The organism is Meridianimarinicoccus roseus (assembly GCF_003172915.1).
GTDB classification, from domain to species: Bacteria; Pseudomonadota; Alphaproteobacteria; order Rhodobacterales; family Rhodobacteraceae; genus Meridianimarinicoccus; species Meridianimarinicoccus roseus.
The window spans coordinates 1-22904 of the sequence record NZ_QGKU01000044.1 but is presented as its reverse complement, the minus strand read 5'-3'; the positions used below and the strand labels follow the sequence as shown (position 1 = coordinate 22904).

At 63.9% G+C, this 22904-nt stretch carries 35 protein-coding genes; all 35 read right to left on the bottom strand.

All coding sequences use genetic code 11. The features are described 5' to 3' along the window. Positions 1-38: 38 nt before the first annotated feature. A complete protein-coding gene (locus tag DKT77_RS14030) occupies positions 39-1055 on the bottom strand; it encodes an amino acid ABC transporter substrate-binding protein (RefSeq protein ID WP_109812317.1) in 1017 nt (338 codons plus the stop codon). A gap of 266 nt (positions 1056-1321) precedes the next feature. Continuing rightward, positions 1322-2035 carry an ATP12 family chaperone protein gene (locus tag DKT77_RS14025; protein WP_109812316.1) on the bottom strand — a complete coding sequence of 238 codons (714 nt, stop codon included), beginning with the start codon at positions 2033-2035 and terminating at the stop codon, positions 1322-1324. A 20-nt stretch (positions 2036-2055) separates the two neighbouring features. Beyond that, complete coding sequence (locus DKT77_RS14020) at positions 2056-3099, bottom strand: RluA family pseudouridine synthase (protein ID WP_109812315.1); 1044 nt, start codon at positions 3097-3099, stop codon at positions 2056-2058. Next, positions 3096-3476, bottom strand: a complete 381-nt coding sequence (crcB, locus tag DKT77_RS14015; protein WP_109812314.1) for a fluoride efflux transporter CrcB — start codon at positions 3474-3476, stop codon at positions 3096-3098. Before crcB ends, DKT77_RS14020 begins: the two co-directional genes overlap by 4 nt. A 31-nt stretch (positions 3477-3507) precedes the next feature. Next, a complete protein-coding gene (locus DKT77_RS14010; protein ID WP_109812313.1) occupies positions 3508-4821 on the bottom strand; it encodes a replication-associated recombination protein A in 1314 nt (437 codons plus the stop codon). 83 nt (positions 4822-4904) lie between these two features. Next, complete coding sequence (rplQ, locus tag DKT77_RS14005) at positions 4905-5327, bottom strand: 50S ribosomal protein L17 (protein ID WP_109812312.1); 423 nt, start codon at positions 5325-5327, stop codon at positions 4905-4907. 132 nt (positions 5328-5459) lie between these two features. Next, positions 5460-6476, bottom strand: coding sequence for a DNA-directed RNA polymerase subunit alpha (locus tag DKT77_RS14000; protein ID WP_109812336.1), 1017 nt, complete (start codon positions 6474-6476; stop codon positions 5460-5462). Positions 6477-6588: 112 nt separating this feature from the next. Then, entirely contained in the window at positions 6589-6984 is a 396-nt protein-coding gene (gene rpsK, locus DKT77_RS13995; protein WP_109812311.1) for a 30S ribosomal protein S11, read from the bottom strand. Between the two features lie 15 nt (positions 6985-6999). Beyond that, positions 7000-7368, bottom strand: a complete 369-nt coding sequence (gene rpsM, locus DKT77_RS13990) for a 30S ribosomal protein S13 (RefSeq protein WP_109812310.1) — start codon at positions 7366-7368, stop codon at positions 7000-7002. Positions 7369-7710: 342 nt separating this feature from the next. Beyond that, a complete protein-coding gene (secY, locus tag DKT77_RS13985; RefSeq protein WP_109812309.1) occupies positions 7711-9072 on the bottom strand; it encodes a preprotein translocase subunit SecY in 1362 nt (453 codons plus the stop codon). 101 nt (positions 9073-9173) lie between these two features. Beyond that, entirely contained in the window at positions 9174-9647 is a 474-nt protein-coding gene (gene rplO / locus DKT77_RS13980) for a 50S ribosomal protein L15 (protein ID WP_109812308.1), read from the bottom strand. Between the two features lie 221 nt (positions 9648-9868). Next, the gene (locus DKT77_RS13975) at positions 9869-10474 is read right to left on the bottom strand and encodes a VPLPA-CTERM sorting domain-containing protein (protein ID WP_109812307.1); all 606 of its coding nucleotides are present in this window, start codon (positions 10472-10474) and stop codon (positions 9869-9871) included. A gap of 411 nt (positions 10475-10885) precedes the next feature. Then, positions 10886-11074 (bottom strand): 50S ribosomal protein L30, encoded by a 189-nt coding sequence (rpmD, locus tag DKT77_RS13970; protein WP_050931352.1) that lies wholly within the window; start codon positions 11072-11074, stop codon positions 10886-10888. 13 nt (positions 11075-11087) lie between these two features. Then, positions 11088-11672, bottom strand: coding sequence for a 30S ribosomal protein S5 (gene rpsE, locus DKT77_RS13965; RefSeq protein WP_109812306.1), 585 nt, complete (start codon positions 11670-11672; stop codon positions 11088-11090). Between the two features lie 129 nt (positions 11673-11801). After that, positions 11802-12161 (bottom strand): 50S ribosomal protein L18, encoded by a 360-nt coding sequence (gene rplR / locus DKT77_RS13960; RefSeq protein ID WP_109812305.1) that lies wholly within the window; start codon positions 12159-12161, stop codon positions 11802-11804. 10 nt (positions 12162-12171) lie between these two features. Continuing rightward, positions 12172-12705, bottom strand: a complete 534-nt coding sequence (rplF, locus tag DKT77_RS13955; protein WP_109812304.1) for a 50S ribosomal protein L6 — start codon at positions 12703-12705, stop codon at positions 12172-12174. A 12-nt stretch (positions 12706-12717) separates the two neighbouring features. Beyond that, entirely contained in the window at positions 12718-13110 is a 393-nt protein-coding gene (rpsH, locus tag DKT77_RS13950) for a 30S ribosomal protein S8 (RefSeq protein WP_109812303.1), read from the bottom strand. 13 nt (positions 13111-13123) lie between these two features. Then, positions 13124-13429 carry a 30S ribosomal protein S14 gene (rpsN, locus tag DKT77_RS13945; RefSeq protein ID WP_109812302.1) on the bottom strand — a complete coding sequence of 102 codons (306 nt, stop codon included), beginning with the start codon at positions 13427-13429 and terminating at the stop codon, positions 13124-13126. A gap of 19 nt (positions 13430-13448) precedes the next feature. After that, positions 13449-14009, bottom strand: a complete 561-nt coding sequence (gene rplE / locus DKT77_RS13940; protein WP_109812301.1) for a 50S ribosomal protein L5 — start codon at positions 14007-14009, stop codon at positions 13449-13451. Beyond that, on the bottom strand, positions 14009-14314 hold the full coding sequence (rplX, locus tag DKT77_RS13935) for a 50S ribosomal protein L24 (RefSeq protein ID WP_109812300.1): 306 nt from the start codon (positions 14312-14314) through the stop codon (positions 14009-14011). The genes rplE and rplX overlap by 1 nt, the downstream gene beginning before the upstream one ends. Beyond that, positions 14314-14682, bottom strand: coding sequence for a 50S ribosomal protein L14 (rplN, locus tag DKT77_RS13930; protein ID WP_109812299.1), 369 nt, complete (start codon positions 14680-14682; stop codon positions 14314-14316). The genes rplX and rplN overlap by 1 nt, the downstream gene beginning before the upstream one ends. 75 nt (positions 14683-14757) lie before the next feature. After that, positions 14758-14988: a 30S ribosomal protein S17 gene (gene rpsQ / locus DKT77_RS13925; RefSeq protein WP_109812298.1), complete on the bottom strand. Its 231-nt coding sequence runs from the start codon at positions 14986-14988 to the stop codon at positions 14758-14760. Positions 14989-14991: 3 nt separating this feature from the next. Then, positions 14992-15201, bottom strand: a complete 210-nt coding sequence (rpmC, locus tag DKT77_RS13920; protein ID WP_109812297.1) for a 50S ribosomal protein L29 — start codon at positions 15199-15201, stop codon at positions 14992-14994. Positions 15202-15401: 200 nt separating this feature from the next. Then, a complete protein-coding gene (locus DKT77_RS13915; RefSeq protein ID WP_109812335.1) occupies positions 15402-16022 on the bottom strand; it encodes a TIGR02466 family protein in 621 nt (206 codons plus the stop codon). 92 nt (positions 16023-16114) lie between these two features. Further along, positions 16115-16471 (bottom strand): antibiotic biosynthesis monooxygenase, encoded by a 357-nt coding sequence (locus tag DKT77_RS13910; RefSeq protein WP_109812296.1) that lies wholly within the window; start codon positions 16469-16471, stop codon positions 16115-16117. A gap of 350 nt (positions 16472-16821) precedes the next feature. Further along, a complete protein-coding gene (gene rplP, locus DKT77_RS13905; protein ID WP_109812295.1) occupies positions 16822-17235 on the bottom strand; it encodes a 50S ribosomal protein L16 in 414 nt (137 codons plus the stop codon). A gap of 12 nt (positions 17236-17247) precedes the next feature. Next, positions 17248-17967: a 30S ribosomal protein S3 gene (rpsC, locus tag DKT77_RS13900; protein WP_109812294.1), complete on the bottom strand. Its 720-nt coding sequence runs from the start codon at positions 17965-17967 to the stop codon at positions 17248-17250. After that, complete coding sequence (rplV, locus tag DKT77_RS13895) at positions 17967-18347, bottom strand: 50S ribosomal protein L22 (RefSeq protein ID WP_109812293.1); 381 nt, start codon at positions 18345-18347, stop codon at positions 17967-17969. The genes rpsC and rplV overlap by 1 nt, the downstream gene beginning before the upstream one ends. Positions 18348-18350: 3 nt before the next feature. Then, positions 18351-18629 (bottom strand): 30S ribosomal protein S19, encoded by a 279-nt coding sequence (rpsS, locus tag DKT77_RS13890; RefSeq protein WP_109812292.1) that lies wholly within the window; start codon positions 18627-18629, stop codon positions 18351-18353. Positions 18630-18632: 3 nt separating this feature from the next. Next, positions 18633-19475, bottom strand: a complete 843-nt coding sequence (gene rplB / locus DKT77_RS13885; protein ID WP_109812291.1) for a 50S ribosomal protein L2 — start codon at positions 19473-19475, stop codon at positions 18633-18635. Positions 19476-19570: 95 nt separating this feature from the next. After that, a complete protein-coding gene (locus DKT77_RS13880) occupies positions 19571-19867 on the bottom strand; it encodes a 50S ribosomal protein L23 (RefSeq protein WP_109812290.1) in 297 nt (98 codons plus the stop codon). Continuing rightward, the gene (gene rplD / locus DKT77_RS13875) at positions 19864-20484 is read right to left on the bottom strand and encodes a 50S ribosomal protein L4 (protein WP_109812289.1); all 621 of its coding nucleotides are present in this window, start codon (positions 20482-20484) and stop codon (positions 19864-19866) included. The genes DKT77_RS13880 and rplD overlap by 4 nt, the downstream gene beginning before the upstream one ends. Further along, a complete protein-coding gene (rplC, locus tag DKT77_RS13870; RefSeq protein ID WP_109812288.1) occupies positions 20481-21323 on the bottom strand; it encodes a 50S ribosomal protein L3 in 843 nt (280 codons plus the stop codon). Before rplC ends, rplD begins: the two co-directional genes overlap by 4 nt. A gap of 14 nt (positions 21324-21337) precedes the next feature. Then, entirely contained in the window at positions 21338-21646 is a 309-nt protein-coding gene (gene rpsJ, locus DKT77_RS13865; protein ID WP_007792792.1) for a 30S ribosomal protein S10, read from the bottom strand. 82 nt (positions 21647-21728) lie between these two features. Then, a partial coding sequence (gene tuf / locus DKT77_RS13860; RefSeq protein ID WP_109812287.1) for an elongation factor Tu occupies positions 21729-22904 on the bottom strand: 1176 nt, incomplete at its 5' end.

Below are 22904 nucleotides of genomic sequence, written 5' to 3'. Positions count from 1 at the left end.
GGCGGCGCCCCCGGTCGGGAGGCGCCGCCGGGATCGGCTTACCGGAACGGCGGTGCGTAGAGCAGGCCGCCTTCGGTCCACTGCGCGTTCAGGCCACGCGCAAGGCCGATCGGGGTGTTCTGACCGATATGGCGTTCGAAGATCTCGCCATAGTTCCCGCCTGCGGCGATGGCGTTCTTGGCCCAGTCGGCCGACAGACCGAGCATTTCACCCAGGTTGCCTTCGCTGCCCAGCAGGCGGTTGATTTCCGGGTTGTCGGTACCGGCCGACAGTTCCTCGATGTTGGCGGAGGTCACGCCGAGTTCTTCGGCGGCGATCAGTGCGTTCAGCGTCCAGCGCACGACATCGCCCCATTCGTTGTCACCGTGGCGTACGAGCGGGCCAAGCGGCTCCTTCGAGATGATTTCGGGCAGGATGATGTGGCCTGCCGGATCCTCGAACGCGGCACGGGTCGCAGCGAGGCCGGACGCGTCGGTGGTGTAGACGTCGCACGAGCCGGCCAGATACTGCTGCTGGGCTTCCGACGCAGTGCTGATCGGCACCGGCTGGTAGCTCATGTTGTTGATGCGGAAGAAGTCGGCGAGGTTCAGTTCGGTCGTGGTGCCTGCCTGGATGCAGACCGTCGCGCCGTCCAGTTCCTTGGCCGAGCTGACGCCAAGCGCAGCCGGCACCATGAATCCCTGACCGTCGTAGTAGTTGATGCCAGTGAACTCCAGCTTGAGGTCCACGTCACGCGAGAAGGTCCACGTGGTGTTCCGTGCCAGCATGTCGATCTCGCCGGAGTTCAGCACCTCGAAACGCACCTGGTTGGTGGTCGGTGTGAAGTCGACGGCGGACGGATCGCCCAGAACCGCAGCGGCCACGGCGCGGCAGACGGCAACGTCGAAGCCCTGCCATTCGCCGTTCGCATCCTGCGACGCAAACCCGACGAGGCCGGTGCTGATCCCGCAGTTCAGCGCGCCGCGGGACGTCACGTCCTCCAGCGTCTGTGCCGCAGCCATTGTGCCAGTCACACCCGCAATCGCGAGCGCGCCAAGGAACACGGTTTTCTTCATGTTGTCATTCCCCTGATGGTCCACCTGAGTGGTTTGTGCCGCACCCGTTGACCGGGCAAGGCGTCATTGTCACACCATTCAACTATAGTGCTGCTGCAAAGTTGGGCAAAAGCGCGCAGACTCGTCAACCCTTACCGCACCGGAGAATCCCGGCACGGGTGAAAGAATCGCCGCGATTCTTCTCATGTGGCGCAAAAAAGGGCGCGTCGCAGCCCCGCGAAACCGGGGGCCGCGCACGATTTCACCAAATGCGGGTGTGGCGCGGCTCAGCCCGCCTGTCGCAGGGCGTAGAACCGGGCAGCATCGGAAAACGCGGCAGCCTTGACGGCGGCGGCCTGCGCGGCCTCTTCGTCATCGCCCCATTGTTCTGCCTGCCAGGTCTCGTCGATCCGGCTCAGCGCCCAGAGGTCTTCAATCGGCTGCTGACCGTGCAGCGCCGCGAGCCCCAGCACCAGCGAGCCGGTCAGCGCCACGAGATCGTGGAACGGCGCGAGGTCGAACGGATCGAGCGGCGTCACCCGGCGGCGCAGCGCCTCCACGCTGGCGGGCGGTTGCGGGATGAACATCACCCCCACTGCGGTGAGCAGCGGCGCGCCCAGTGTATCTTCGGCCCAGGCCAGCAGCGGATCCCAGCCCGCCGCCTGCCGCGCGACCAGTTCTTCGGGCCCGTCGGCGCGGTAACACAGAAGGTCGCTTTCACCGTAAGCGGCCAGCAGTTCCGCCACCTCGGCCCGCTGCGGCGTGACCTTGTCGATGGCGGAATTGGCGATCCGGGTCAGCGGCATGGTATTCGGGTCGATAACCCCTGTCTGGGCATCCCATTCGGCGGCGATGGCGCGGGCCAACGCGGCACCCGGCACCACCAGCGGCGCCTTGGCAGGGGTGCGCACCGCACGGCCGTCCAGCCGGATGCCGTGCCCTCCCGCTTCGGGCGCGATATCCGCCGTGGTCCAAAACCGGCGCTGTGTCCATTCGCTCATGTCGAGGTTTCCGTTTGTTTTCAGGCGTCTTCGTCGAACGGGTCGGCGGGCACGTCGGCAGCGTGCCAGTCGAAGGCGGCCCAGGTGCGTGCCATGTGATCGGGCAGCGGCGCCGTGATCAGCAACCGCGCACCGGTGACCGGGTGGGTGATGGCGATCTGGCGGGCATGGAGGTGCAGCTTGCGCGAGATTTCACCGCCCAGTTGCGCCCCCCAGCCGTCGCCGAGATTCTCCTGCCCCGAACCGCCGTACTTGCCGTCCCCGATGATCGGGTGCCCCAGTTCGGCCATGTGCGCGCGCAACTGGTGGGTGCGCCCGGTAACCGGCACGAGTGCGACCCAGGCGCAGCGCTTGGCCAGCGCGGAGAGGACGGCATAATCGGTGGTGGCGCGCTTCGCCCCTTCGGTGCCCGCTACCTCATCGGGATGCAGGCAGATCATCTTCTCGCCCTCACCCTTGGCACCATGTCCCGGCGCCTTGACCAGCCCGTAGCGCACGGTGCCCATCTGCGGATGCGGCACGCCGGCGACGGCGGCCCAATAGATCTTGCGGGTGGACCGGGCGCGGAAGGCGCGGGTCAGGTCGGTGGCCGCCGTCTGCGTGCGCGCCAGCAGCAGAACGCCCGAGGTGTCCTTGTCGAGCCGGTGCACGAGGCGCGGCTTGTCCGGCTTGCCGTCGCGCAGCGCTTCGGCCAGTCCGTCCACGTGGCGCGTCTGTCCGCTGCCGCCCTGGCTGGGCAGGCCCGGCGGCTTGTTCAGCGCAATGATATGCTCGTCGCGATAGATCACGCAGGCACGGATCAGCGCGGCGTCCGCGTCCGACACGCGCGGCGCGCGGTCCGGTTCCGGCGCGGCGGAATCGGGCAGCGGCGGGATGCGGATCTGCGCCCCCGGCCCGATGCGCGTGGCGGCCTTCACCCGACCGCCATCGACCCGGATCTCGCCCTTGCGGCACAGCTTTTCCACCCGGCCCTGGCTGACATGGGGGAAATGGCGGCGGAACCAGCGGTCGAGCCGCTGTTCGCTTTCGTCCGCGCCGACGGTGAGGGTCTGCACGCCGCTCATGCAAGCACCGCCCGCGCCGCAGCCAGCCCGGCGAACAGCGCCCCGATCGACAGCAGTACGGAGCCGAACACGTAGCCCGCCGCCTGCCCTGTCGCGCCGCGTTCCAGCAGCGTCACGGCGTCCAGCGAAAAGCTTGAGAAGGTGGTGAAACCGCCCAGCACGCCGATGGCCAGGAAAGGCGCGAAACGGGTGCCGCCAAAATGCGCCAGCGTGACCACGAGCAGCCCCATCAGGAACGATCCGGCCACGTTGCACAGTAGCGTGCCCAGCGGGAAGCCCGGCCCGAAGGCACGCATCACCGCCACCCCGGCGGCATAGCGTGCAGACGCGCCAAGCGCGCCTCCGGCGGCCACCTGTGCCACAGTCCATCCATTCATCGTCCGTTCCTTTCGCCTGCGCACAGGCTTGTCAACTCTGTCCCCGCCGCGCGCGGAGCCGTTCGAAATAGTCCAGCCGCTTGGCAAGGTCCCGTTCGAAGCCGCGTTCCACCGGCTGGTAAAAGCCCGGCCGCGCCATCGCGTCGGGAAAGTAGTTCTGACCGCTGAATCCATCCTCGGCGTCGTGGTCATAGGCATAGCCCGCACCATAGCCCTGGTCTTTCATAAGCCCGGTGGGCGCGTTCAGGATATGCTTCGGCGGCGGCGCCGACCCGGTCTGCCGCGCGGCCCTGCGCGCCGCCTTGTAGGCGACATAGCCCGCGTTCGACTTGGGTGCGAGCGCGAGATAAATCACCGCCTGCGCCAGCGCCAGTTCGCCTTCCGGGCTGCCCAGCCTTTCATAGCTTTCCCACGCATCAAGGCACACGCGCTGCGCTTGCGGGTCGGCGAGCGCGATGTCCTCCACCGCCATGCGGGTCAGGCGGCGCGCAAGGTAGCGCGGATCCTCGCCCCCTTCCAGCATCCGCGCAAACCAATAGAGCGCGGCATCAGGGTCGGACCCGCGCACCGATTTGTGCAACGCGGAGATCAGATTGTAGTGTGCGTCGCCGGACTTGTCGTACTGCGCCGCGCGCCGCGCCAGCCGCGCCGACAGTGCAGCGGTGTCGAGTGGCGCATCGACCTGCCAGCCTTGCACCGCCTCGATCAGGTTCAGCAGCGCGCGCCCATCCCCATCGGCCATGTCGATCAGCGCCTGACGCGCCTCCGGCACAAGCGGCAGCGGCGTTTCGGTCAGCGCCTCGGCCCGCGCGGCAAGGTCGGCCAGAGCGGCGGCGTCGAGCCGCGACAGCACGACGACCTGCGCCCGCGACAGAAGCGCCGCGTTCAGTTCGAACGACGGGTTCTCGGTCGTGGCGCCAACCAACACGATGGAACCGTCTTCCATATGCGGCAGGAAACTGTCCTGCTGCGCCTTGTTGAAGCGGTGGATTTCATCCACGAACAGCAGCGTACCGCTGCCTGCCTCGCGCCGTTCGGCGGCTGCCGCAAAGACCTTGCGCAGTTCGGCAACGCCCGAGAAGATCGCGCTGATCTGAACGAAATGCAGATCCGTTTCGGCCGCGAGCAGCCGCGCGATCGTTGTCTTGCCGACGCCGGGCGGACCCCAGAGTACGAGCGAGGACAGGTGCCCGGATGCCAGCATGGCGCCCAGCGGCGCGTCCGGCCCCAGCACGGCGTCCTGACCGATCACCTCGGACAGGGTCGCCGGACGCAGCCGGTCTGCCAGCGGGCGCTGGCGGCTGCCCGCCTGCGGCGGGCCCTCGGTGTTGAACAGGTCGGCCATGGGCGCAATCTACGGGGCGGATGGGACAAAAGCAAAAGGGCCGGCCCAACGGCCAGCCCTTCGGAATTGAGGCGATCCGGGGATCAATCCTCGGCGGCGGCTTCCTCGGCATCAAGCCGGGCGCGGTCGGCGGCGCCCTTTGCATCAACGTCGCGGTCCACGAATTCAATGATCGCCATCGGCGCCATGTCGCCGTAACGGAAACCGGCTTTCAGGACACGCACATAGCCGCCCTGACGATCCTTGTAGCGCGGGCCGAGCACCTCGAACAGTTTGGCGACATAAGCGTCCTGCTTCAGCTGGCTGGCGGCCAGACGGCGGGCGTGAAGGTCGCCGCGCTTGCCCAGTGTGATCAGTTTCTCGATGATCGGGCGCAGTTCCTTGGCCTTGGGCAGCGTCGTCTTGATCTGTTCGTGTTCGATCAGCGAGCCGGCCATGTTGGCCCAAAGGGCCTTGCGGTGTTCATGGGTACGGTTGAGGCGGCGGTATCCGCGTGCGTGGCGCATGGTTTTTCTCCGATATTGCCCTCTACGGGCGGTTTTGCTTTGTCCGGCAGCCGATGCGTGTCAGCCGCTCTCCTTGGGGCGGGATGCCCGGTGGTGCCGGGCCGCGCGGGGTGCGCGGCCCGAAAAGTCGTCTCAGAACTGGTCTTCGTACTTCTTGGCCAGGTCTTCGATGTTCTCCGGCGGCCAGTCCTCGACATCCATGCCGAGGTGCAGGCCCATGCCGGACAGCACTTCCTTGATCTCGTTGAGCGACTTGCGGCCGAAGTTCGGCGTGCGCAGCATTTCCGCTTCGGTTTTCTGGATCAGATCACCGATATAGACAATGTTGTCGTTCTTCAGGCAGTTTGCCGAACGGACCGACAGTTCCAGCTCGTCCACCTTCTTCAGGAGGAGCGGGTTGAACTCCAGCCCGTCATCCTCGGCCTCGCCGCGTGCGGGTTCCGGCTCGTCGAAGTTGACGAAGATCTGCAGCTGGTCCTGAAGGATGCGCGCGGCATAGGCCACGGCGTCATCTGGCGTCACGGAGCCGTCGGTTTCCAGCTTCAGCGTCAGCTTGTCGTAATCAAGCACCTGCCCCTCGCGGGTCGGCTGCACGTCATAGCTGACGCGCCGCACCGGGGAGTAGATCGCGTCGATCGGAATGAGCCCGATCGGGGCATCCTCGGGGCGGTTCTTGTCGGCCGAGACATAGCCCTTGCCGGTGTTGACCGTCAGTTCCATGAACACGTCGGCGCCATCGTCGAGATGGCAGATCACGTGATCCTTGTTCAGCACTTCGATGCCCGACGTTTCGGAGATATCGCCCGCGGTGACCAGCCCCGGCCCCTTGGCCGAAATCGAAACCCGCTTGGGTCCCTCCACGTCCATGCGCAGCGCGACGCCCTTGAGGTTCAGGACGATGTCGGTCACGTCCTCGCGGACGCCCGCGACGGACGAGAATTCGTGCAGCACGTTGTCGATCTGCACGCTGGTGATGGCAGCGCCCTGCAGCGAGGACATCAGCACCCGCCGAAGCGCGTTGCCCATCGTCAGGCCGAAGCCGCGTTCCAGCGGTTCGGCGACGACGGTGGCCTGCCGTGTCGGGTCATTGCCCGGCTTCACGACAAGCTGCGTCGGCTTGATGAGTTCCTGCCAGTTCTTCTGGATCATGCGTGTCGCCTCCATGCTCGTTTGCGGCCCATGTCCGAAGCTGCAAACACCCGAGGAAAAATGACGAAGCGGGCCGCGCCCGAAGCCGCGACCCACTTTGCGTGTCGGTCTGTCAGACGCGGCGACGCTTGGGCGGACGGCAGCCGTTATGCGCGATCGGCGTCACATCACGAATGGAGGTGATGTTGAAGCCAACGGCGGCCAGCGCGCGCAGCGCGCTTTCACGGCCCGACCCGGGGCCCTGCACTTCGACTTCCAGCGTTTTCACGCCGTGATCCTGCGCCTTGCGGCCCGCGTCTTCGGCGGCCAGCTGCGCGGCGTAGGGCGTCGACTTGCGCGAGCCCTTGAAGCCCATCGTGCCGGCGGAGGACCAGGCAATCGCGTTGCCTTGGACGTCCGAAATAAGGATCTTCGTGTTGTTGAACGTCGAGTTTACATGCGCAACGCCGGCGGCGATGTTCTTGCGTTCTTTCTTCTTGCCGGCTGTGCGGCGGGTATCGCGTGCCATTCTCTGTGCCCTCCCTTATTTCTTCTTGCCGGCAATGGCTTTTGCCGGGCCCTTGCGGGTGCGGGCATTGGTATGGGTGCGCTGACCGCGCACGGGCAGGTTGCGGCGATGACGCAGGCCGCGATAGCAGCCGAGGTCCATCAGGCGCTTGACGTTCATCTGCACTTCGCGGCGCAGGTCGCCTTCGACCGTGAAGTTCGCGTCGATATGTTCGCGGATGGCGAGCAGTTCGGCATCCGACAGCTCGTTCAGGCGACGGCTGGATTCGATCCCGGTGGCGTCACAGATGCTTTGTGCCGCCGAGGGACCGATGCCATGGATATAGGTAAGCGCGATGGGAACCCGTTTCTGGGTCGGCAGGTTGATGCCGGCAATACGTGCCAAGTCGTTCGTCCTTTCGTTGCGGTTCCGTAACCCCAGAACCTTTTTTCACAACATTGGCCGGACGCAGCCCGACCGCCGCCAATGAGATACTGTCCGATTCGAAGCCGCTACTGACTACGCAACTCAAAGGCTGCAAGACGAGCGATTCTTACCGGGAGATGTTCGCGTATTGGGATTCTCTGGGCGCGTCAAGGCGCAATTGGCGTAGGGTTACCGATGCCCTTGGGGCACGGTGTGGCTGCGGCCTTGGGCGCGGATCAATCGATCCCGCGATTACCTAGAAGCGTAGCGCGCACGCGTCGTATGGACAAGGGCGGGCGGCACTTGGCCGCCTTGCCCGGTTCAGCGGCGGGCCGGGCCGCCTTTCTTGGGACTGCGCTTCTTCCCACGCAGGTTCGACTTCTCGATCAAGCCTTCATACTGGTGCGCCAGAAGGTGACTCTGGATCTGCTGAATCGTGTCCATCGTCACCGACACCACAATCAGCACGGAGGTGCCGCCGAAGTAGAACGGGATGGCAAGCTGGTTGCGCAGGATCTCAGGGAACAGCACGACAACGGCCAAGTAGGCGGAACCAAGCACAAGCACGCGGTTGACCACGTATTCGAGATACTCCTCGGTCCGCTTGCCGGGACGGATGCCGGGAATGAAGCCGTTCTGGTTCTTCAGGTTGTCCGCCACGTCCTCGGGTTTGAAGGCCACGTTGAACGTGTAGAAATAGGTGAAGAAAACGACCATCGCCGTCATGAACAGCAGGTAAAGCGGCTGGCCTGGCCCGAAATAGGCTAGGATCGTGGACATGACCGGGCCGGTCTGCGAGTGCGAGAAGGTCGCCAGAGTGGTCGGCAGCAACAGCAGCGACGAGGCGAAGATCGCCGGGATCACGCCCGCCGGGTTCACCTTGATCGGCAGGTGCGACGAGCCGCCGTCATAGACCTTCATCCCGACTTGGCGGCGCGGATACTGAATATGGATCTTGCGCAGGCTGCGCTCCATGAACACCACGAAGATAATGGTCAGCGCCACCATCAGCAGCACGCCGATGATCACCGGCACACTGATCGCGCCGGACCGGCCCGAGGCGAAGAACTGCGCCAAGGCAGCGGGAACTTCCGCGATGATGCCAACGAAGATGATCAGCGAGATGCCGTTGCCGATGCCGCGCGCGGTGATCTGTTCGCCCAGCCACATCAGGAACATCGTACCGCCGACCAGCGTGATGACGCAGGCGATGCGGAAGAACCAGCCCGGATCCGTGGCCAGCCCGCCGGATTCAAGGCTGACGGCAAGACCGTAGGCCTGGAAGGTCGCAAGAAGCACAGTGCCGTAGCGGGTGTACTGGTTGATCTTCTTGCGGCCCTGCTCGCCTTCTTTCTTCAGTTGCTGAAGCGGCGCCCACATGGCGGCGAGAAGCTGGACGATGATCGAGGCCGAGATATACGGCATAATCCCCAGCGCGAAGATACCCATGCGGGAAATCGCGCCGCCGGTGAACATGTTCAGCACGCCGCCGATCCCGGTGGCCGCCTGGTCCATAAAGGCACGCAGTTCGTTGCCATCGATGCCCGGCACGGGGATGTAGGTGCCGACCCGGTACACGATGAGCAGCCCGAGAGTGAAAAGGATGCGCTGCTTGAGCTCGGTCGCCTTGCCGAAGGCGCCCCAGCTCATATTGGCGGCCATTTGTTCCGCAGCTGATGCCATGCGTTGTCTCTTTCATGCGAGCGCCGCCGAACCGGTTTCCGGTCGGCGGCGCTGGAAAACCTGTGCAGGATGTAAGCGGCGCGGACGCCGCGAACAACCGTTTACTCGGCAGCCGCCGCGGTTGTGACCGTCAGCGAGCCACCGGCCTTCGCCACCGCGTCCACGGCAGACTGGCTGGCGCCGGTCACGGTCAGCGTCACGGCCGAGGTCACTTCGCCCTTGGCCAGCACGCGGATGCCGTCGCGCTTGCGGCGCACGAGACCCGAGGCGACCAGCGCATCTTCGTCCACCGGCTTGGTGGCGTCGATCTTGCCGGCGTCGATGAATTTCTGGATCAGCCCGAGGTTCACAACCGCGAAAGCCTTGCGGTTCGGCTTGTTGAAGCCGCGCTTGGGAAGACGCTGATAGAGCGGCATCTGGCCGCCTTCGTAACCGCCGATCGCAACGCCCGAACGGGATTTCTGACCCTTGATACCACGGCCACCCATCTTGCCCTTGCCGGAGCCGGGACCGCGGCCGATGCGCTTGGCCTTTTTGGCCGCGCCCGCGTTGTCGCGAAGTTCGTGAAGTTTCATGTCGCTTGTCTCCTTGGCCGGACGTGCCCAACCAGCGACGGTGCGGGGCAGCCACGGCATGTGATTGATTCTGGCCCCTTGGGACCATCCGGGGCGTATAGGAGTGTTCCGCGCCGGGATCAAGGGCGTGCTGCAGCCACGCCCCCGCGGCAGAAAGGCGGCATCGACATCCGTCGGCAGCGTTGCCCCACCACCTCGGAGCGACGCGCGGCTTAGCCCTGCTACACCTCGCTGCGGGTCCGGTGTGCCTTGCGGCGGCGCGACGCAAGTCCGAGGCCGCCCAGCCCGGTCGCCAACAGCACAACTCCCGCAGGAAGCGGGACCGGCGCATCCACCGAAGAGGCGACATTGATCGAGAAGCTGTAACCGTGCTGGCCCAGGTTGCCCGAGGGAACGATGGAGAACGCATAGACACCTGCGCCAAGCACACCTAGCGACGCGAAAACATCTGTCGTTGCGCCGATGGAGAACCCTCCGCTCCCGAGGAAGGTGTAACAGCACCCTCCGCCATCGCCGTAAAGCGCGCCGCCGACATTCCCCGACACATCAGTGATATCGACCGAGAAATTTCCGGCCACGGAGAAGGTCACGACATCGAATTCATCCGGGCCGTCATCGACCGGACCGCCAAGCGTCCCTGCGTCGATCGTTCCGATCACGGTCGACACACCGGCCGGAAGCAAACCAAGATCCACATTGGCTGCCGATCCGATGGCACCGAGAATTCCGGGCAAGTCCCCGTCCGTGGCTTCGTCATGGACGGTGGTGGCCTGCGCTGCTCCGGCGACAAGGCAAAGATAAAGGGCCGCTGTGGCAAGATTTTTCATGATTTCTCCCGGGACATTCGTTAACCTTTCGTTAACATTATACCGATCGCATCCACCGGGAAAGCGTTTTCCCAACCTGTTTGTTCGCCAACCAGCCGCCGGGCAGTGTCACCGGAAGCCGTTGGCCAGTAGCGTCCTCCACGCAGCGCGCCTGACCAGCGCCCCGCAGCCTCGGCATCACCGATGTCTCCGGGTTTTGGCGCAGTAGGCGGCGCTGAACCGGCCGACACGGGATTTGACTCGATTTTCGCCGAACCGGCCGCCGCAGGGTTTGGCCCGCTGACGGGCCTTGGCGCGATAGTCAGGCGCGCGGCGAAACCGGGCTTCGCCTCTCGCCAGACCGAGTGCGGGGCGGCGGACAACAAAAAAGCGCCCCGAAGGGCGCTTTTCCTGTCGAATGGCGCGGGCGGTTCAGCCGCGCTCTTCGATGATTTCCACGAGATGCGGAATCGAATTGACCATACCGCGCACCGAGGGGGTATCCTCGAGCTCGCGGGTCTTGTGCATCTTGTTCAGCCCGAGGCCCACCAGCGTAGCGCGCTGCTTGGCGGGGCGGCGGATCGGCGAGCCGATCTGCTTGACGACGATTGTCTTGGCCATCTGTCAGGTCCCCTTATGCGCCAGCGTCTTCGGCGACCTGGCTTTGCTCTGCCGGGGCGTCGTCACGCTTGGGAAGGATGTCGGCCACCTTCTTGCCGCGACGCTGCGCGACCATCCGGGGGCTGGACTCATTGCGCAGACCGTCAAGGGTCGCGCGGATCATGTTGTACGGGTTCTGCGAGCCCTGCGACTTCGCCACAACGTCCTGAACGCCCAGCATCTCGAACACGGCGCGCATCGGACCGCCAGCGATGATGCCCGTCCCCTGCGGCGCGGTGCGCATGATGACTTTACCAGCGCCGTGACGGCCGTAGACGTCATGGTGCAGCGTGCGGCCTTCGCGCAGCGGCACGCGGATCAGGTTGCGGCGTGCCTGTTCGGTTGCCTTCCGGATCGCCTCGGGGACTTCCTTGGCCTTACCCTTGCCGAAGCCGACGCGGCCCTTCTGGTCGCCCACCACGACGAGCGCAGCAAAGCCGAAACGCTTGCCGCCCTTCACCGTCTTGGAAACGCGATTGATCGCCACAAGGCGGTCGGCGAATTCCGGGTTCTCGTCGCGGTCGCGACCACCACCCCGGCGGTTGTCATCTCTTGCCATGCGGCATCCTTTCATCGTGGCGCTCAGCGCCGGTCCGTTTCGATCGCAGTGGGCGATGCGCCGCATTCCGACGCCGCCCCCCGATCATCGAGACAGCCCCAAGCAGGGGCTGCCTGCGCGGTCTTCAGATCAGAACTTCAGGCCGCCTTCGCGGGCAGCGTCGGCCAGGGCCTTCACCTTGCCGTGGAACAGGAAGCCGCCACGGTCGAAATAGCACGCTTCGATGCCTTTCGCCTTGGCGCGTTCCGCGATCGCCGCACCGATCTTGGCGGCGGCATCGACGTTGTTCTTGCCAACGACGCCCAGATCCTTCTCGAGCGAGGACGCGGACACAAGCGTCACGCCATTCACATCGTCGATCAGCTGGACGCTGATGTTCTTGTTGGAGCGGTGAACCGACAGGCGCGGACGCCCGTCAGCCATTTTCCGCAGCTTGTTCCGGACGCGCAGACGGCGCTTGAGGAACAGATCACGTTTACTGTTTGCCATTTGCCCGTCCTTACTTCTTCTTGCCTTCCTTACGGAAGATGAACTCGCCCTTGTACTTGATCCCCTTGCCCTTGTACGGCTCGGGAGCACGCCATTCGCGGATGTTGGCCGCAACTTGGCCGACGAGTTGCTGATCGGATCCCTCGATCACGATCTCGGTCTGCTTGGGGCAGGTTACCGTGACTCCGGAGGGAACCTGAAAATCCACGTCGTGGCTGTAGCCAAGCGCCAGCTTCAGGGTGTTGCCCTGCATCTGAGCCCGGTAGCCCACGCCGGTGATTTCCAGCTCTTTCTTGAAGCCTTCGGTCACGCCCTGAACGAGGTTCGCAACCATCGTGCGGGACATGCCCCACTGCTGAAGCGCCTTCTTGGACTTGCCGCGCGGCGTGACGGTGATGGCATTGTCTTCCATCGCCAGGGTCACGTCATCCGTCGCGGTGAAGCTGCGGGTGCCCTTGGGCCCCTTCACTTCGACCATCTGGCCCGACACCGTGGCCGACACACCCGAAGGCAGATCGACGGGTCTTTTACCAATACGAGACATTGCCGGACCTCCTTAGAATACGGTGCAGAGCACTTCGCCGCCGACATTGGCGGTTCGTGCGGCTGCATCCGACATCACGCCCTTGGGCGTGGAGACGATGGAAACGCCGAGGCCCTGACGGACCTGCGGAAGCTCGGTGCTGCCCTTGTAGACGCGGCGACCGGGGGTCGAAACGCGCTGCAGCTCGCGGATCACGGGGGTTCCGTCGAAATACTTGAGGCTGATGACGAGGGTCGCGTGACCCTGCTTGTCAAAGCTCTTCTCGTACCCGCGAATGTAGCCTTCGTCGGCCAACACATCGAGAACCCAGGCCCGCAGCTTGGACGCCGGGGTCGAAACCGTGGACTTGCCACGCATCTGCGCGTTGCGGATGCGGGTCAGCATATCACCCAGAGGATCGTTCATATCCTGACCTCCCTCACCAGCTCGATTTCACAAGACCGGGGATCTGGCCGTTCGAGCCAAGCTCCCGCAGCGCGATCCGGGACACCTTAAGCTTGCGGTAATACGCATGCGGGCGGCCGGTCAGCTGGCAGCGGTTGTGAAGACGCGTCGCGGACGAGTTCCGCGGCAGTTTGGCCAGCTTCAGACGCGCCTTGAAACGCTCTTCCATCGGCCGGGATTCATCGTTCGCGACATCCTTCAGCGCGGCCCGCTTGGTGGCATACTTGTCCACCAGCGCCTGGCGCTTCTTTTCGCGTTCGATCATTGCTTTCTTAGCCATGTCGTACCTCTCCCGCGGCTCAGCTGTTGAAGGGCATGTTGAAATGCTTCAACAGCGCCTTGGCTTCCGCGTCGGTCGGCGCGGTGGTGCAGATGATGATGTCCAGTCCACGCACTTCGTCCACCTTGTCGTATTCGATCTCGGGGAAGACGATATGCTCCTTCAGACCCATGGCGTAGTTGCCACGGCCATCGAAGGACTTGCCGTTCACGCCGCGGAAGTCGCGGACGCGCGGCAGCGCGACAGTCACCAGACGGTCGAGGAAGTCGTACATGCGTGCGGCGCGCAGGGTCACCTTGGTGCCCAGCGGCATGTCTTCACGAACACGGAAACCGGCGACCGATTTCTTGGCGCGCGTGGTGACAGCGTGCTGACCGGCGATCTTCGTCAGGTCTTCCTGTGCGAATTTCACCTTTTTGGTGTCCTGAACGGCCTTGCCGACACCCATGTTCAACACGATCTTGTCGAGCCGGGGAATCTGCATGTCGTTCTTGTAGCCGAATTCTTCGCGCATCTTTGCCTTGATCTCGGCATCGTAGAGCGCGCGCAGACGCGGGGTGTAGTCGGTGGTGTCGAGCATCAGACAGCCTCCCCGGTGGATTTGGCGAAGCGCACTTTCTTGCCGTCCTCGAAACGGAAGCCGACGCGGGTCGGTTTGCCGTTGGCGTCGAGAAGCGCGAGGTTGCTCAGGTCGATCGGCATCGCCTTGGGGATGCGGCCGCCCTGGCTGTTCTGGGACTGGCGGGTGTGGCGGATGGCGATGTTGATGCCTTCCACGACAGCCTTGCCGGCCTTGGGATCGACGGACGTGATCTCGCCGTCCCGGCCGGCGTCCTTGCCCGCGAGAACACGGACCTTGTCACCCTTGCGGAGTTTCGCGGCCATCACAGCACCTCCGGAGCAAGCGAGATGATCTTCATGAAGTTCTTCGCGCGCAGTTCGCGCACCACCGGCCCGAAGATACGGGTGCCGATCGGCTCGCCGTTGTTGTTCAGGATGACGGCTGCGTTGCGGTCGAAGCGGATGGCGGTGCCATCTTCGCGGCGCACTTCCTTGGCTGTGCGCACGACGACGGCCTTGCGCACGTCGCCCTTCTTGACGCGTCCGCGCGGGATTGCTTCCTTCACGGAGACGACAATGATGTCGCCCACGGAAGCATAGCGCCGCTTGGACCCGCCCAGAACCTTGATGCACTGAACCCGGCGTGCGCCGGAGTTGTCAGCGACATCCAGATTGGTCTGCATCTGGATCATGTGGTTTCTCCCGACCTTTGGGGAGGCATCTTGCCTTCTCCCCCAGGGTTTCGATCAAACCGGAAAGCAACGACCTCAGGCGGTCAGTACTTCCCAGCGTTTCGTCTTCGATCGCGGCGCGCATTCGATGATGCGTACAGCGTCGCCTTCCTTGAACACGTTGCCCTCGTCATGGGCCCGGTATTTCTTGGACTTACGGATCGTCTTCTTCAGAACCGGGTGCGTGAAGCGGCGTTCCACCGACACAGTCACGGTCTGATCGTTCTTGGCAGAGGTCACGGTGCCGGACAGGATGCGTTTGGGCATGGATCAGGCCTCCGTGCTGGCAGCGGCAGCTGCCTTTTCGTTCAGGATCGTCTTGACGCGCGCGACGTCACGGCGGACGAGACGCATGCGCGAGGTGTTTTCCATCTGGCCAGTCGCCTGCTGGAAGCGCAGGTTGAACGCCTCCTTCTTGAGGCTTGCAAGCTGGTCGCGCAGCTCGTCCGGCGTCTTGTCTCTCAGGTCTTTGGCGTCCATCGCCTTTTCCTTTTCGTTCAACGTCACCGGTAGGCCCCTTGTGCGCATGCGCCGGGTCACCCTGATTCCGGTGGAGGTCGTGGATGAGCGGCCCGCATACTGCCCCTGCGCCGCCATGGCAACCCCTTATCGGGAAAGGCGGGGCGCGCAGCGCGTTTGACGCAGAGATGCACCGCCGAAACTGCGCGAAAACAGGGCGGTCAGGCCCAGCCGTAGTTGAAGGAGACGCTGATGCGATCCTGCTCGGCCATGTTCATCGGCACCTCATGGCGCAGCCAGCTTTCCCACAGCAGCACTTCGCCGACCTCCGGGCGCAGGTATACGAAGCTGCGCAGCGGCTCGGGCGCGTCCTTGCGGCGCGATGGCGCCGCCATCATCATTTGGAGGCGCGGGTCCTCCAGCTTGAGCGCACTGGTGCCCTCGGGCATGGCGACGTAGGTCGTGCCGCTGATCACGCTGTGCGGATGGATGTGGGAGCCATGCACACCCCCCTCGGGAAGGATGTTGATCCAGATATCCTCAAGCTTGAGGGGCCGACCATCGAGATCGAAGGCCAGTTCCTCGGCGAAGGCGGCGACATGACGGTCCAGCACGTCCACAAGATCCTTGAAGATCGGGAACCGCCAGGGAAGATCGGTCAGCGACGCATAGCTGGTATAGCCGGGATAATCGTTCGCCTCGCACCAATCCTGTCCGGCCTCGTCATCATCCGCAATGAGCAGGCAGGACGTTTCGAGTTCGGAGGCGCTGACCGCCGGTCCGAATTCCGAAAGAGCGGCGCGGTAAAGCTTCGTGACGAACAGGGACCGGATATCTGACATGGCTGCGGGATAACGGGACCACATGGCCATGTCGAGGTGTAACCACAGCGGTCCAGAGAAACCTGTGTTGCACGTTATTCGCGTGAGTGGCGTCAGTCGGCGCTGACACCCAGAATGACGGTCGGAGGCGCGGTAACTCCGGCATCCTGCATTGCCGCTTTCAATTCCGGCGACGCGAACAGCGCTTGCGCCCCCTCGAGCGTTTCGAACTCGTGGATCAGAACGACCATGTTGGGATCACCCGGAGCGCGAAAAACCTTCTGACTGATCAGACCTGCCGCGTCGCGCATGGGCTTAACCTCGTCATAGAGCGCGCGCCATTTCGGGTAGTCCGCGACCGGATGCGAGATGATGGCAACGACCGGTCCCTTCTCCTGGGCGAGCAAAGGCGGAGTGGACAAGATCAGGGCAACGGCGACTGTCAACGTCAGTCGTGCAAGAATGGTCATGTTTTGAGGGCTTTCGTGATATGGCGTCCGGGATTGCCGTTCGCACGGCGACAGACGCGGGCCGCTAATCGCCCCAGGATACGCAGCAGGGTTGCCGCTGTCTGAAACAGTTGCACGGAAGCGATGACGAAACAACCGCGTGGCATGGCATATCGTTTTCGCGACGAAGTTCGTCACCTGTCGCAAACCGCGCCTTCGGGCGACAGGCATTGCAGGCACGCCACCTCCGATCATCGGGCTGAGCGCGTTTGGAGCAAGACCAACAAGACCCGTCAAAGCGACCCTCGGATCACAAAACGAAAGACCCCGCCGGTTTGGCGGGGTCTGTGTTCTTTTGCTTTTGCGGAGACTTACCAGTCTTCGCGGACCACGACGCGGGTCTTGATCGGCAGCTTCATCGCGGCAAGGCGCAGCGCCTCGCGGGCGATGGGTTCTGCCACGCCATCAAGTTCGAACATGATACGGCCCGGCTTGACCTTGGCCGCCCAGAAGTCGACCGAACCCTTACCTTTACCCATCCGGACTTCGGTGGGCTTGGAGGTGACGGCCACGTCGGGGAAGATCCGGATCCAGACCCGGCCCTGACGCTTCATGTGGCGGGTCATCGCGCGGCGGGCCGCTTCGATCTGGCGCGCGGTGATGCGCTCCGGCTCGGTGGCCTTCAGACCGAAGGTGCCGAATGCCAGGTCAGATCCGCCCTTCGCGAGGCCGTGAATGCGGCCTTTGTGCTGCTTGCGGAACTTCGTGCGTTTGGGTTGAAGCATTGCAGTCTCTCCTTACCGGTCGCCGCGGCGGTTGCCGCCTGCGCCGCGCGGTGCGGGACCATCCTGAAGCTCCTGCGCCTTGCGGTCACGCGCGGCGGGATCGTGCTCCATGATCTCACCCTTGAAGATCCAGACCTTGATCCCGATGATGCCATAGGGGGTCGTGGCTTCGACGAAACCGTAATCGATGTCGGCGCGCAGCGTGTGCAGCGGCACACGACCTTCGCGATACCATTCGGTCCGTGCGATTTCAGCCCCGCCCAGACGGCCGGCCACGTTGAGCCGGATGCCGAGCGCGCCCATGCGCATGGAGTTCTGAACAGCGCGCTTCATCGCGCGGCGGAAGGATACCCGGCGCTCCAGCTGCTGGGCCACGTTCTCGGCAACGAGACGCGCGTCCAGTTCCGGCTTGCGGACTTCCACGATGTTCAGGTGCACTTCACTGGCCGTCATCGACGCAAGCTTCTTGCGCAGGACTTCGATGTCCGCGCCCTTCTTGCCGATGATGACGCCGGGGCGCGCGGTATGAATCGTTACGCGGCACTTCTTGTGCGGACGCTCAATGATCACGCGGCTGACGCCGGCCTGCTTGCACTCTTCATGGATGAAGTCGCGGATCTTGAGGTCTTCCAGAAGAAGATTCCCGTAATCCTTGGTATCGGCGTACCAGCGGCTGTCCCAGGTCCGGTTGACCTGAAGCCGCATGCCGACGGGGTTGACCTTGTTACCCATTAGGCTTGCTCCTCGATCTGACGGACCTTGATGGTGAGCTCCGAGAACGGCTTGATGATCTTGCCGAAGCGGCCACGCGCACGCGGGCGACCGCGCTTGAGCGTGAGGTTCTTGCCGACATAGGCCTCGGCCACGACAAGCTCGTCCACGTCAAGGTTGTGGTTGTTCTCGGCGTTGGCGATGGCCGACTGAAGGCACTTCTTCACGTCGTCCGAGATGCGCTTGTTCGAGAAGGTCAAGTCGGCGAGCGCCTTGTCGACCTTCTTGCCGCGGATCATCTGCGCCACGAGGTTCAGTTTCTGCGGGCTGGTCCGAAGCATGCGCAGCTTTGCCATCGCTTCGTTTTCAGCCACGCGGCGGGGGTTCTTTTCCTTGCCCATGACTTACTTCCGTTTCGCTTTCTTGTCCGCCGCGTGACCGTAGTAGGTCCGGGTCGGAGAGTATTCACCGAACTTCTGGCCGATCATCTCCTCGGTCACGGCGACCGGGATATGCTTCTTGCCGTTGTACACACCGAAGGTCAGACCCACGAACTGCGGCAGGATGGTGGAGCGCCGCGACCAGATCTTGATGACTTCATTCTTGCCCGACTCGCGGGTCTTCTCGGCCTTCTTCAGCACGTAGCTGTCGACGAAAGGCCCTTTCCAGACGGAACGTCCCATGACTTAGCGGCCCTTCTTCTTGGCGTGACGCGAGCGGATGATCAGCTTCTGCGACGCCTTGTTCTTGTCTCGGGTGCGCGCACCCTTGGTCGGCTTGCCCCAGGGCGTGACCGGGTGACGGCCACCCGAAGTCCGGCCCTCGCCACCGCCGTGCGGGTGGTCGATCGGGTTCATGACGACACCGCGGACCGACGGACGCTTGCCCTGGTGGCGGCTGCGACCGGCCTTGCCGAAGTTCTGGTTGGAGTTGTCAGGGTTCGACACGGCACCGACGGTGGCCATGCATTCCTGGCGCACAAGGCGCAGCTCGCCCGACGACAGACGAATCTGTGCATAGCCGCCATCGCGGCCAACGAACTGGGCGTATGTACCCGCGGCGCGGGCCATCTGGCCGCCCTTGCCGGGCTTCAGTTCGATGTTGTGCACGATCGTGCCGATCGGCATCCCCGAGAACGGCATCGCGTTACCCGGCTTGATGTCGACCTTCGCGCCCGCGATGATCTTGTCACCTACTGCAAGGCGCTGCGGCGCCAGGATATAGGTTTGCTCGCCGTCCTCGTACTGGATCAGAGCGATAAACGCTGTCCGGTTCGGGTCGTATTCGATCCGCGCGACGACCGCCGACATGTCGAACTTGGTGCGCTTGAAATCCACGATCCGGTAGAGACGCTTCGCCCCGCCGCCGCGGCGGCGTGATGTGATCCGTCCGGTGTTGTTCCGGCCGCCCGACTTGGTCAGACCCTCGGTGAGGGATTTGACCGGGCGCCCTTTCCAGAGCTCCGAACGGTCGATCAGAACCAGCCCGCGCTGGCCAGGCGTCGTCGGTTTGTACGACTTGAGTGCCATGCTTTCTGTCTTCCGTTGTTGATGCCCGTTGCCGGGCGGTCTTGCGAAAAATCACGGCCCCGGACGCATCCGGGGCCGAAAGATGCTGCGGGCTATCAGAGGCCCGTGGTCACGTCAATCGTGTTGCCCTCTTCGAGCGTCACATACGCTTTCTTGACGTCACGCCGCTTGCCCAGCATGCCACGGAAGCGCTTTACCTTGCCTTTGGTGACGGTCGTGTTGACCGCCTTCACCTTGACATTGAAAAGCGATTCCACCGCTTCCTTGATCTGCGGCTTGTTGGCCCCGATCGCGACTTCGAAAACGACGGCATTGGCTTCGGACGCCATGGTCGCCTTCTCGGTGATGATCGGTTTGCGGATCACGTCGTAGTGTTCTGCTTTGGTGCTCATTTCAGGCGCGCCTCCAGCGCTTCGACACCCGCTTTCGTGATCACCAGGGTGTCACGCTTGAGGATGTCATAGACATTGGCCCCGATGGACGGCAGCACGTCGAGCCCGTCGATGTTCGCCGCGGCCTGCGCGAAATTCGCGTTCACCTCGGCGCCATCGATGACCAGTGCGCGCTTCCAGCCCAGCTTCTTGACCGCCTGCGCGAGCGACTTGGTCTTGCCGTCGGCAAGTGCAGCGTCTTCCAGAACCACGAGGTTGCCGGCTTGCGCCTTTGCACTCAGCGCGTGCTTCAGGCCCAGCTTGCGGAACTTCTTGGTCAGGTCGTGCGCGTGGCTGCGCGGAGTCGGGCCCTTGTAGATACCCCCCTTGCGGAAGATCGGTGCGTTCCGGTCACCGTGACGTGCGCCACCGGTACCCTTCTGGCGATAGATCTTCTTGGTGGAGTAGCTGGTCTCCGACCGGGTCTTGACCTTGTGCGTGCCGGCCTGTGCCTTGTTGCGCTGCCAGCGCACGACGCGGTGCAGGATGTCCGCACGCGGCTCCAGACCGAACACGTCGTCGCCCAGATCGACCGTTCCGGCGGCTTCGCCGTCCAGTTTGATCACATCGAGTTTCATGCCTCGTCGTCCTTCTTGTCGGCGGCGATGTCAGCCTCGGCTTCCTTCAGCGCGGCTTCCTCGGCGGCGGCGGCTTCCTCGGCGGCGGCCTTCGCTGCGGCTTCCTCCTCGGCGGCAGCCTGTGCTGCGGCTTCCTCGGCCAGACGCTTCGCTTCCTCGGCGGCAGACTTCAGCGCGGCGGGCATGATCGCGTTCTCGGGGAAGGGTTTCTTCACCGCGTCCTTGATCGTGACCCAGCCACCCTTGGAACCCGGAACCGCGCCCTTGACCATGATCAGGCCACGGTCGGCATCGGTGCGGACAACCTGCAGGTTCTGCGTGGTCACGCGGGCGGCGCCCATGTGACCGGCCATCTTCTTGCCCTTGAACACCTTGCCCGGATCCTGACACTGGCCGGTCGAGCCGTGCGCGCGGTGGCTGATCGACACACCGTGGCTGGCCCGCAGACCGCCGAAGTTGTGCCGCTTCATCGCACCGGCGAAGCCTTTACCGATCGAGGTGCCGGACACGTCGACGAACTGACCCGCAAAATAATGGTCAGCGGTGATTTCCTCACCCACATCGATCAGGTTCTCGGGCGCCACGCGGAATTCGACCAGCTTGCGCTTGGGCGCAACGTTGGCGACCGCGAAATGCCCGCGCATCGGCTTGCTGACACGCTTTGCCTTGGCATTGCCCGCGCCCAGTTGGACGGCGGTGTAGCCATCCGTCTCGGCAGTGCGCTTGCCGACGACCTGCAAGTTGTCGAGCTGAAGCACGGTCACCGGGACCTGCTTGCCGTCTTCCATGAACAGGCGGGTCATCCCCACCTTCTTTGCGATTACTCCAGAGCGCAACATCTCGGGTGCCCTCCTCAAACCTTGATCTCGACATCGACACCGGCAGCCAGGTCGAGCTTCATCAGCGCGTCCACGGTCTGCGGCGTCGGGTCGACGATGTCGAGCAAACGCTTGTGCGTGCGGATCTCGAACTGGTCACGCGACTTCTTGTTCACGTGGGGTCCGCGCAGCACGGTGAATTTTTCGATCTTGTTCGGCAGCGGGATGGGCCCGCGCACCTGTGCGCCCGTCCGCTTGGCCGTATTGACGATCTCTTGGGTACTGGCGTCCAGAACCCGATAGTCAAACGCCTTCAGCCGGATGCGAATATTTTGGCTTTGCATTGTCGTGTCGCCTTTCGCGGCATGGAAAAGAGAGGTGGAGCGCCCAGTATCGGGCGCCCCACTTGCATTCCCGAAGGTCTGTTCAGTCGAGGATTTTCGACACCACGCCGGCGCCGACGGTGCGGCCGCCTTCGCGGATGGCGAAGCGGAGCTTTTCTTCCATCGCGATCGGCGCGATCAGTTCCACCTGGAACGACACGTTGTCGCCCGGCATCACCATCTCGGTCCCCTCGGCCAGCGTCACCGTCCCGGTCACGTCCGTCGTGCGGAAGTAGAACTGCGGGCGGTAGTTCGCGAAGAACGGCGTGTGACGGCCGCCCTCTTCCTTCGTCAGGATGTAGGCCTCGGCCTCGAACTTCGCGTGCGGCTTCACCGAGCCGGGCTTGCACAGGACCTGCCCGCGCTCCACGCCCTCACGGTCCACACCGCGCAGCAGCGCGCCGATGTTGTCGCCCGCCTCGCCGCGATCCAGCAGCTTGCGGAACATCTCGACGCCCGTGCAGGTCGTCTTCTTTGTGTCGCGGATGCCCACGATCTCGATCTCGTCGCCCACGTTGATCACGCCGCGCTCCACGCGGCCGGTCACCACCGTACCACGGCCGGAAATCGAGAACACGTCCTCGATCGGCATCAGGAACGGCTGGTCGATCGGGCGCTCCGGCGTCGGGATGTACTCGTCCACGGCCGCCATCAGTTCGCGGATCTTGTCCTCGCCGATCGCGTTGTCACGGCCTTCCATCGCCGCCAGCGCAGAGCCCGCGATGATCGGAATGTCGTCGCCCGGGAAGTCGTAATCCGACAGAAGCTCGCGCACTTCCATCTCGACGAGCTCCAGAAGCTCCTCGTCGTCCACCTGGTCGACCTTGTTCAGGAACACCACAAGCGCCGGAACGCCGACCTGGCGCGCCAGGAGGATGTGCTCGCGGGTCTGCGGCATCGGGCCGTCCGCCGCGTTCACCACCAGAATACCGCCGTCCATCTGCGCCGCGCCCGTGATCATGTTCTTCACGTAGTCGGCGTGGCCGGGGCAGTCCACATGCGCGTAGTGCCGGTTCTCGGTCTCGTATTCAACGTGCGCCGTCGAGATCGTGATCCCGCGCGCCTTCTCCTCCGGCGCGCCGTCGATCTGGTCGTATGCACGGAATTCGCCGAAATACTTCGTGATCGCCGCCGTCAGCGTCGTCTTGCCGTGGTCAACATGGCCGATCGTGCCGATGTTCACGTGCGGCTTGTTCCGTTCAAACTTTGCCTTTGCCAT

Excerpts from the sequence above, each read along its gene's own strand:
- rplO (WP_109812308.1), bottom strand. The coding sequence starts at position 9,647 with ATGAAACTTCACGAACTTCGCGACAACGCGGGCGCGGCCAAAAAGGCC.
- DKT77_RS13975 (WP_109812307.1), bottom strand. The coding sequence starts at position 10,474 with ATGAAAAATCTTGCCACAGCGGCCCTTTATCTTTGCCTTGTCGCCGGA.
- crcB (WP_109812314.1), bottom strand. The coding sequence starts at position 3,476 with ATGAATGGATGGACTGTGGCACAGGTGGCCGCCGGAGGCGCGCTTGGC.
- rpmD (WP_050931352.1), bottom strand. The coding sequence starts at position 11,074 with ATGGCCAAGACAATCGTCGTCAAGCAGATCGGCTCGCCGATCCGCCGC.
- rplX (WP_109812300.1), bottom strand. The coding sequence starts at position 14,314 with ATGGCCGCGAAACTCCGCAAGGGTGACAAGGTCCGTGTTCTCGCGGGC.
- rplC (WP_109812288.1), bottom strand. The coding sequence starts at position 21,323 with ATGTTGCGCTCTGGAGTAATCGCAAAGAAGGTGGGGATGACCCGCCTG.
- secY (WP_109812309.1), bottom strand. The coding sequence starts at position 9,072 with ATGGCATCAGCTGCGGAACAAATGGCCGCCAATATGAGCTGGGGCGCC.
- rpsK (WP_109812311.1), bottom strand. The coding sequence starts at position 6,984 with ATGGCACGCGATACCCGCCGCACAGCCGGCAAGAAGAAAGAACGCAAG.
- rpsE (WP_109812306.1), bottom strand. The coding sequence starts at position 11,672 with ATGGCAAGAGATGACAACCGCCGGGGTGGTGGTCGCGACCGCGACGAG.
- DKT77_RS14030 (WP_109812317.1), bottom strand. The coding sequence starts at position 1,055 with ATGAAGAAAACCGTGTTCCTTGGCGCGCTCGCGATTGCGGGTGTGACT.
- rplR (WP_109812305.1), bottom strand. The coding sequence starts at position 12,161 with ATGGCAAACAGTAAACGTGATCTGTTCCTCAAGCGCCGTCTGCGCGTC.
- DKT77_RS14020 (WP_109812315.1), bottom strand. The coding sequence starts at position 3,099 with ATGAGCGGCGTGCAGACCCTCACCGTCGGCGCGGACGAAAGCGAACAG.
- DKT77_RS14025 (WP_109812316.1), bottom strand. The coding sequence starts at position 2,035 with ATGAGCGAATGGACACAGCGCCGGTTTTGGACCACGGCGGATATCGCG.
- rpsJ (WP_007792792.1), bottom strand. The coding sequence starts at position 21,646 with ATGCAAAGCCAAAATATTCGCATCCGGCTGAAGGCGTTTGACTATCGG.
- rpmC (WP_109812297.1), bottom strand. The coding sequence starts at position 15,201 with ATGGACGCCAAAGACCTGAGAGACAAGACGCCGGACGAGCTGCGCGAC.
- DKT77_RS14010 (WP_109812313.1), bottom strand. The coding sequence starts at position 4,821 with ATGGCCGACCTGTTCAACACCGAGGGCCCGCCGCAGGCGGGCAGCCGC.
- DKT77_RS13880 (WP_109812290.1), bottom strand. The coding sequence starts at position 19,867 with ATGAGCACCAAAGCAGAACACTACGACGTGATCCGCAAACCGATCATC.
- rpsQ (WP_109812298.1), bottom strand. The coding sequence starts at position 14,988 with ATGCCCAAACGCATCCTGTCCGGCACCGTGACCTCTGCCAAGAACGAT.
- rpsN (WP_109812302.1), bottom strand. The coding sequence starts at position 13,429 with ATGGCTAAGAAAGCAATGATCGAACGCGAAAAGAAGCGCCAGGCGCTG.
- rpsH (WP_109812303.1), bottom strand. The coding sequence starts at position 13,110 with ATGAACGATCCTCTGGGTGATATGCTGACCCGCATCCGCAACGCGCAG.
- rplN (WP_109812299.1), bottom strand. The coding sequence starts at position 14,682 with ATGATCCAGATGCAGACCAATCTGGATGTCGCTGACAACTCCGGCGCA.
- rplQ (WP_109812312.1), bottom strand. The coding sequence starts at position 5,327 with ATGCGCCACGCACGCGGATACCGCCGCCTCAACCGTACCCATGAACAC.
- rplE (WP_109812301.1), bottom strand. The coding sequence starts at position 14,009 with ATGCTCGACACCACCGACTACACCCCGCGTCTGCGCGCGCTCTACGAT.
- rplB (WP_109812291.1), bottom strand. The coding sequence starts at position 19,475 with ATGGCACTCAAGTCGTACAAACCGACGACGCCTGGCCAGCGCGGGCTG.
- rplD (WP_109812289.1), bottom strand. The coding sequence starts at position 20,484 with ATGAAACTCGATGTGATCAAACTGGACGGCGAAGCCGCCGGAACGGTC.
- DKT77_RS14000 (WP_109812336.1), bottom strand. The coding sequence starts at position 6,476 with ATGATCCAGAAGAACTGGCAGGAACTCATCAAGCCGACGCAGCTTGTC.
- rplF (WP_109812304.1), bottom strand. The coding sequence starts at position 12,705 with ATGTCTCGTATTGGTAAAAGACCCGTCGATCTGCCTTCGGGTGTGTCG.
- DKT77_RS13910 (WP_109812296.1), bottom strand. The coding sequence starts at position 16,471 with ATGACCATTCTTGCACGACTGACGTTGACAGTCGCCGTTGCCCTGATC.
- rplV (WP_109812293.1), bottom strand. The coding sequence starts at position 18,347 with ATGGGCAAGGAAAAGAACCCCCGCCGCGTGGCTGAAAACGAAGCGATG.
- rpsS (WP_109812292.1), bottom strand. The coding sequence starts at position 18,629 with ATGGGACGTTCCGTCTGGAAAGGGCCTTTCGTCGACAGCTACGTGCTG.
- rplP (WP_109812295.1), bottom strand. The coding sequence starts at position 17,235 with ATGCTTCAACCCAAACGCACGAAGTTCCGCAAGCAGCACAAAGGCCGC.
- DKT77_RS13915 (WP_109812335.1), bottom strand. The coding sequence starts at position 16,022 with ATGTCAGATATCCGGTCCCTGTTCGTCACGAAGCTTTACCGCGCCGCT.
- rpsC (WP_109812294.1), bottom strand. The coding sequence starts at position 17,967 with ATGGGTAACAAGGTCAACCCCGTCGGCATGCGGCTTCAGGTCAACCGG.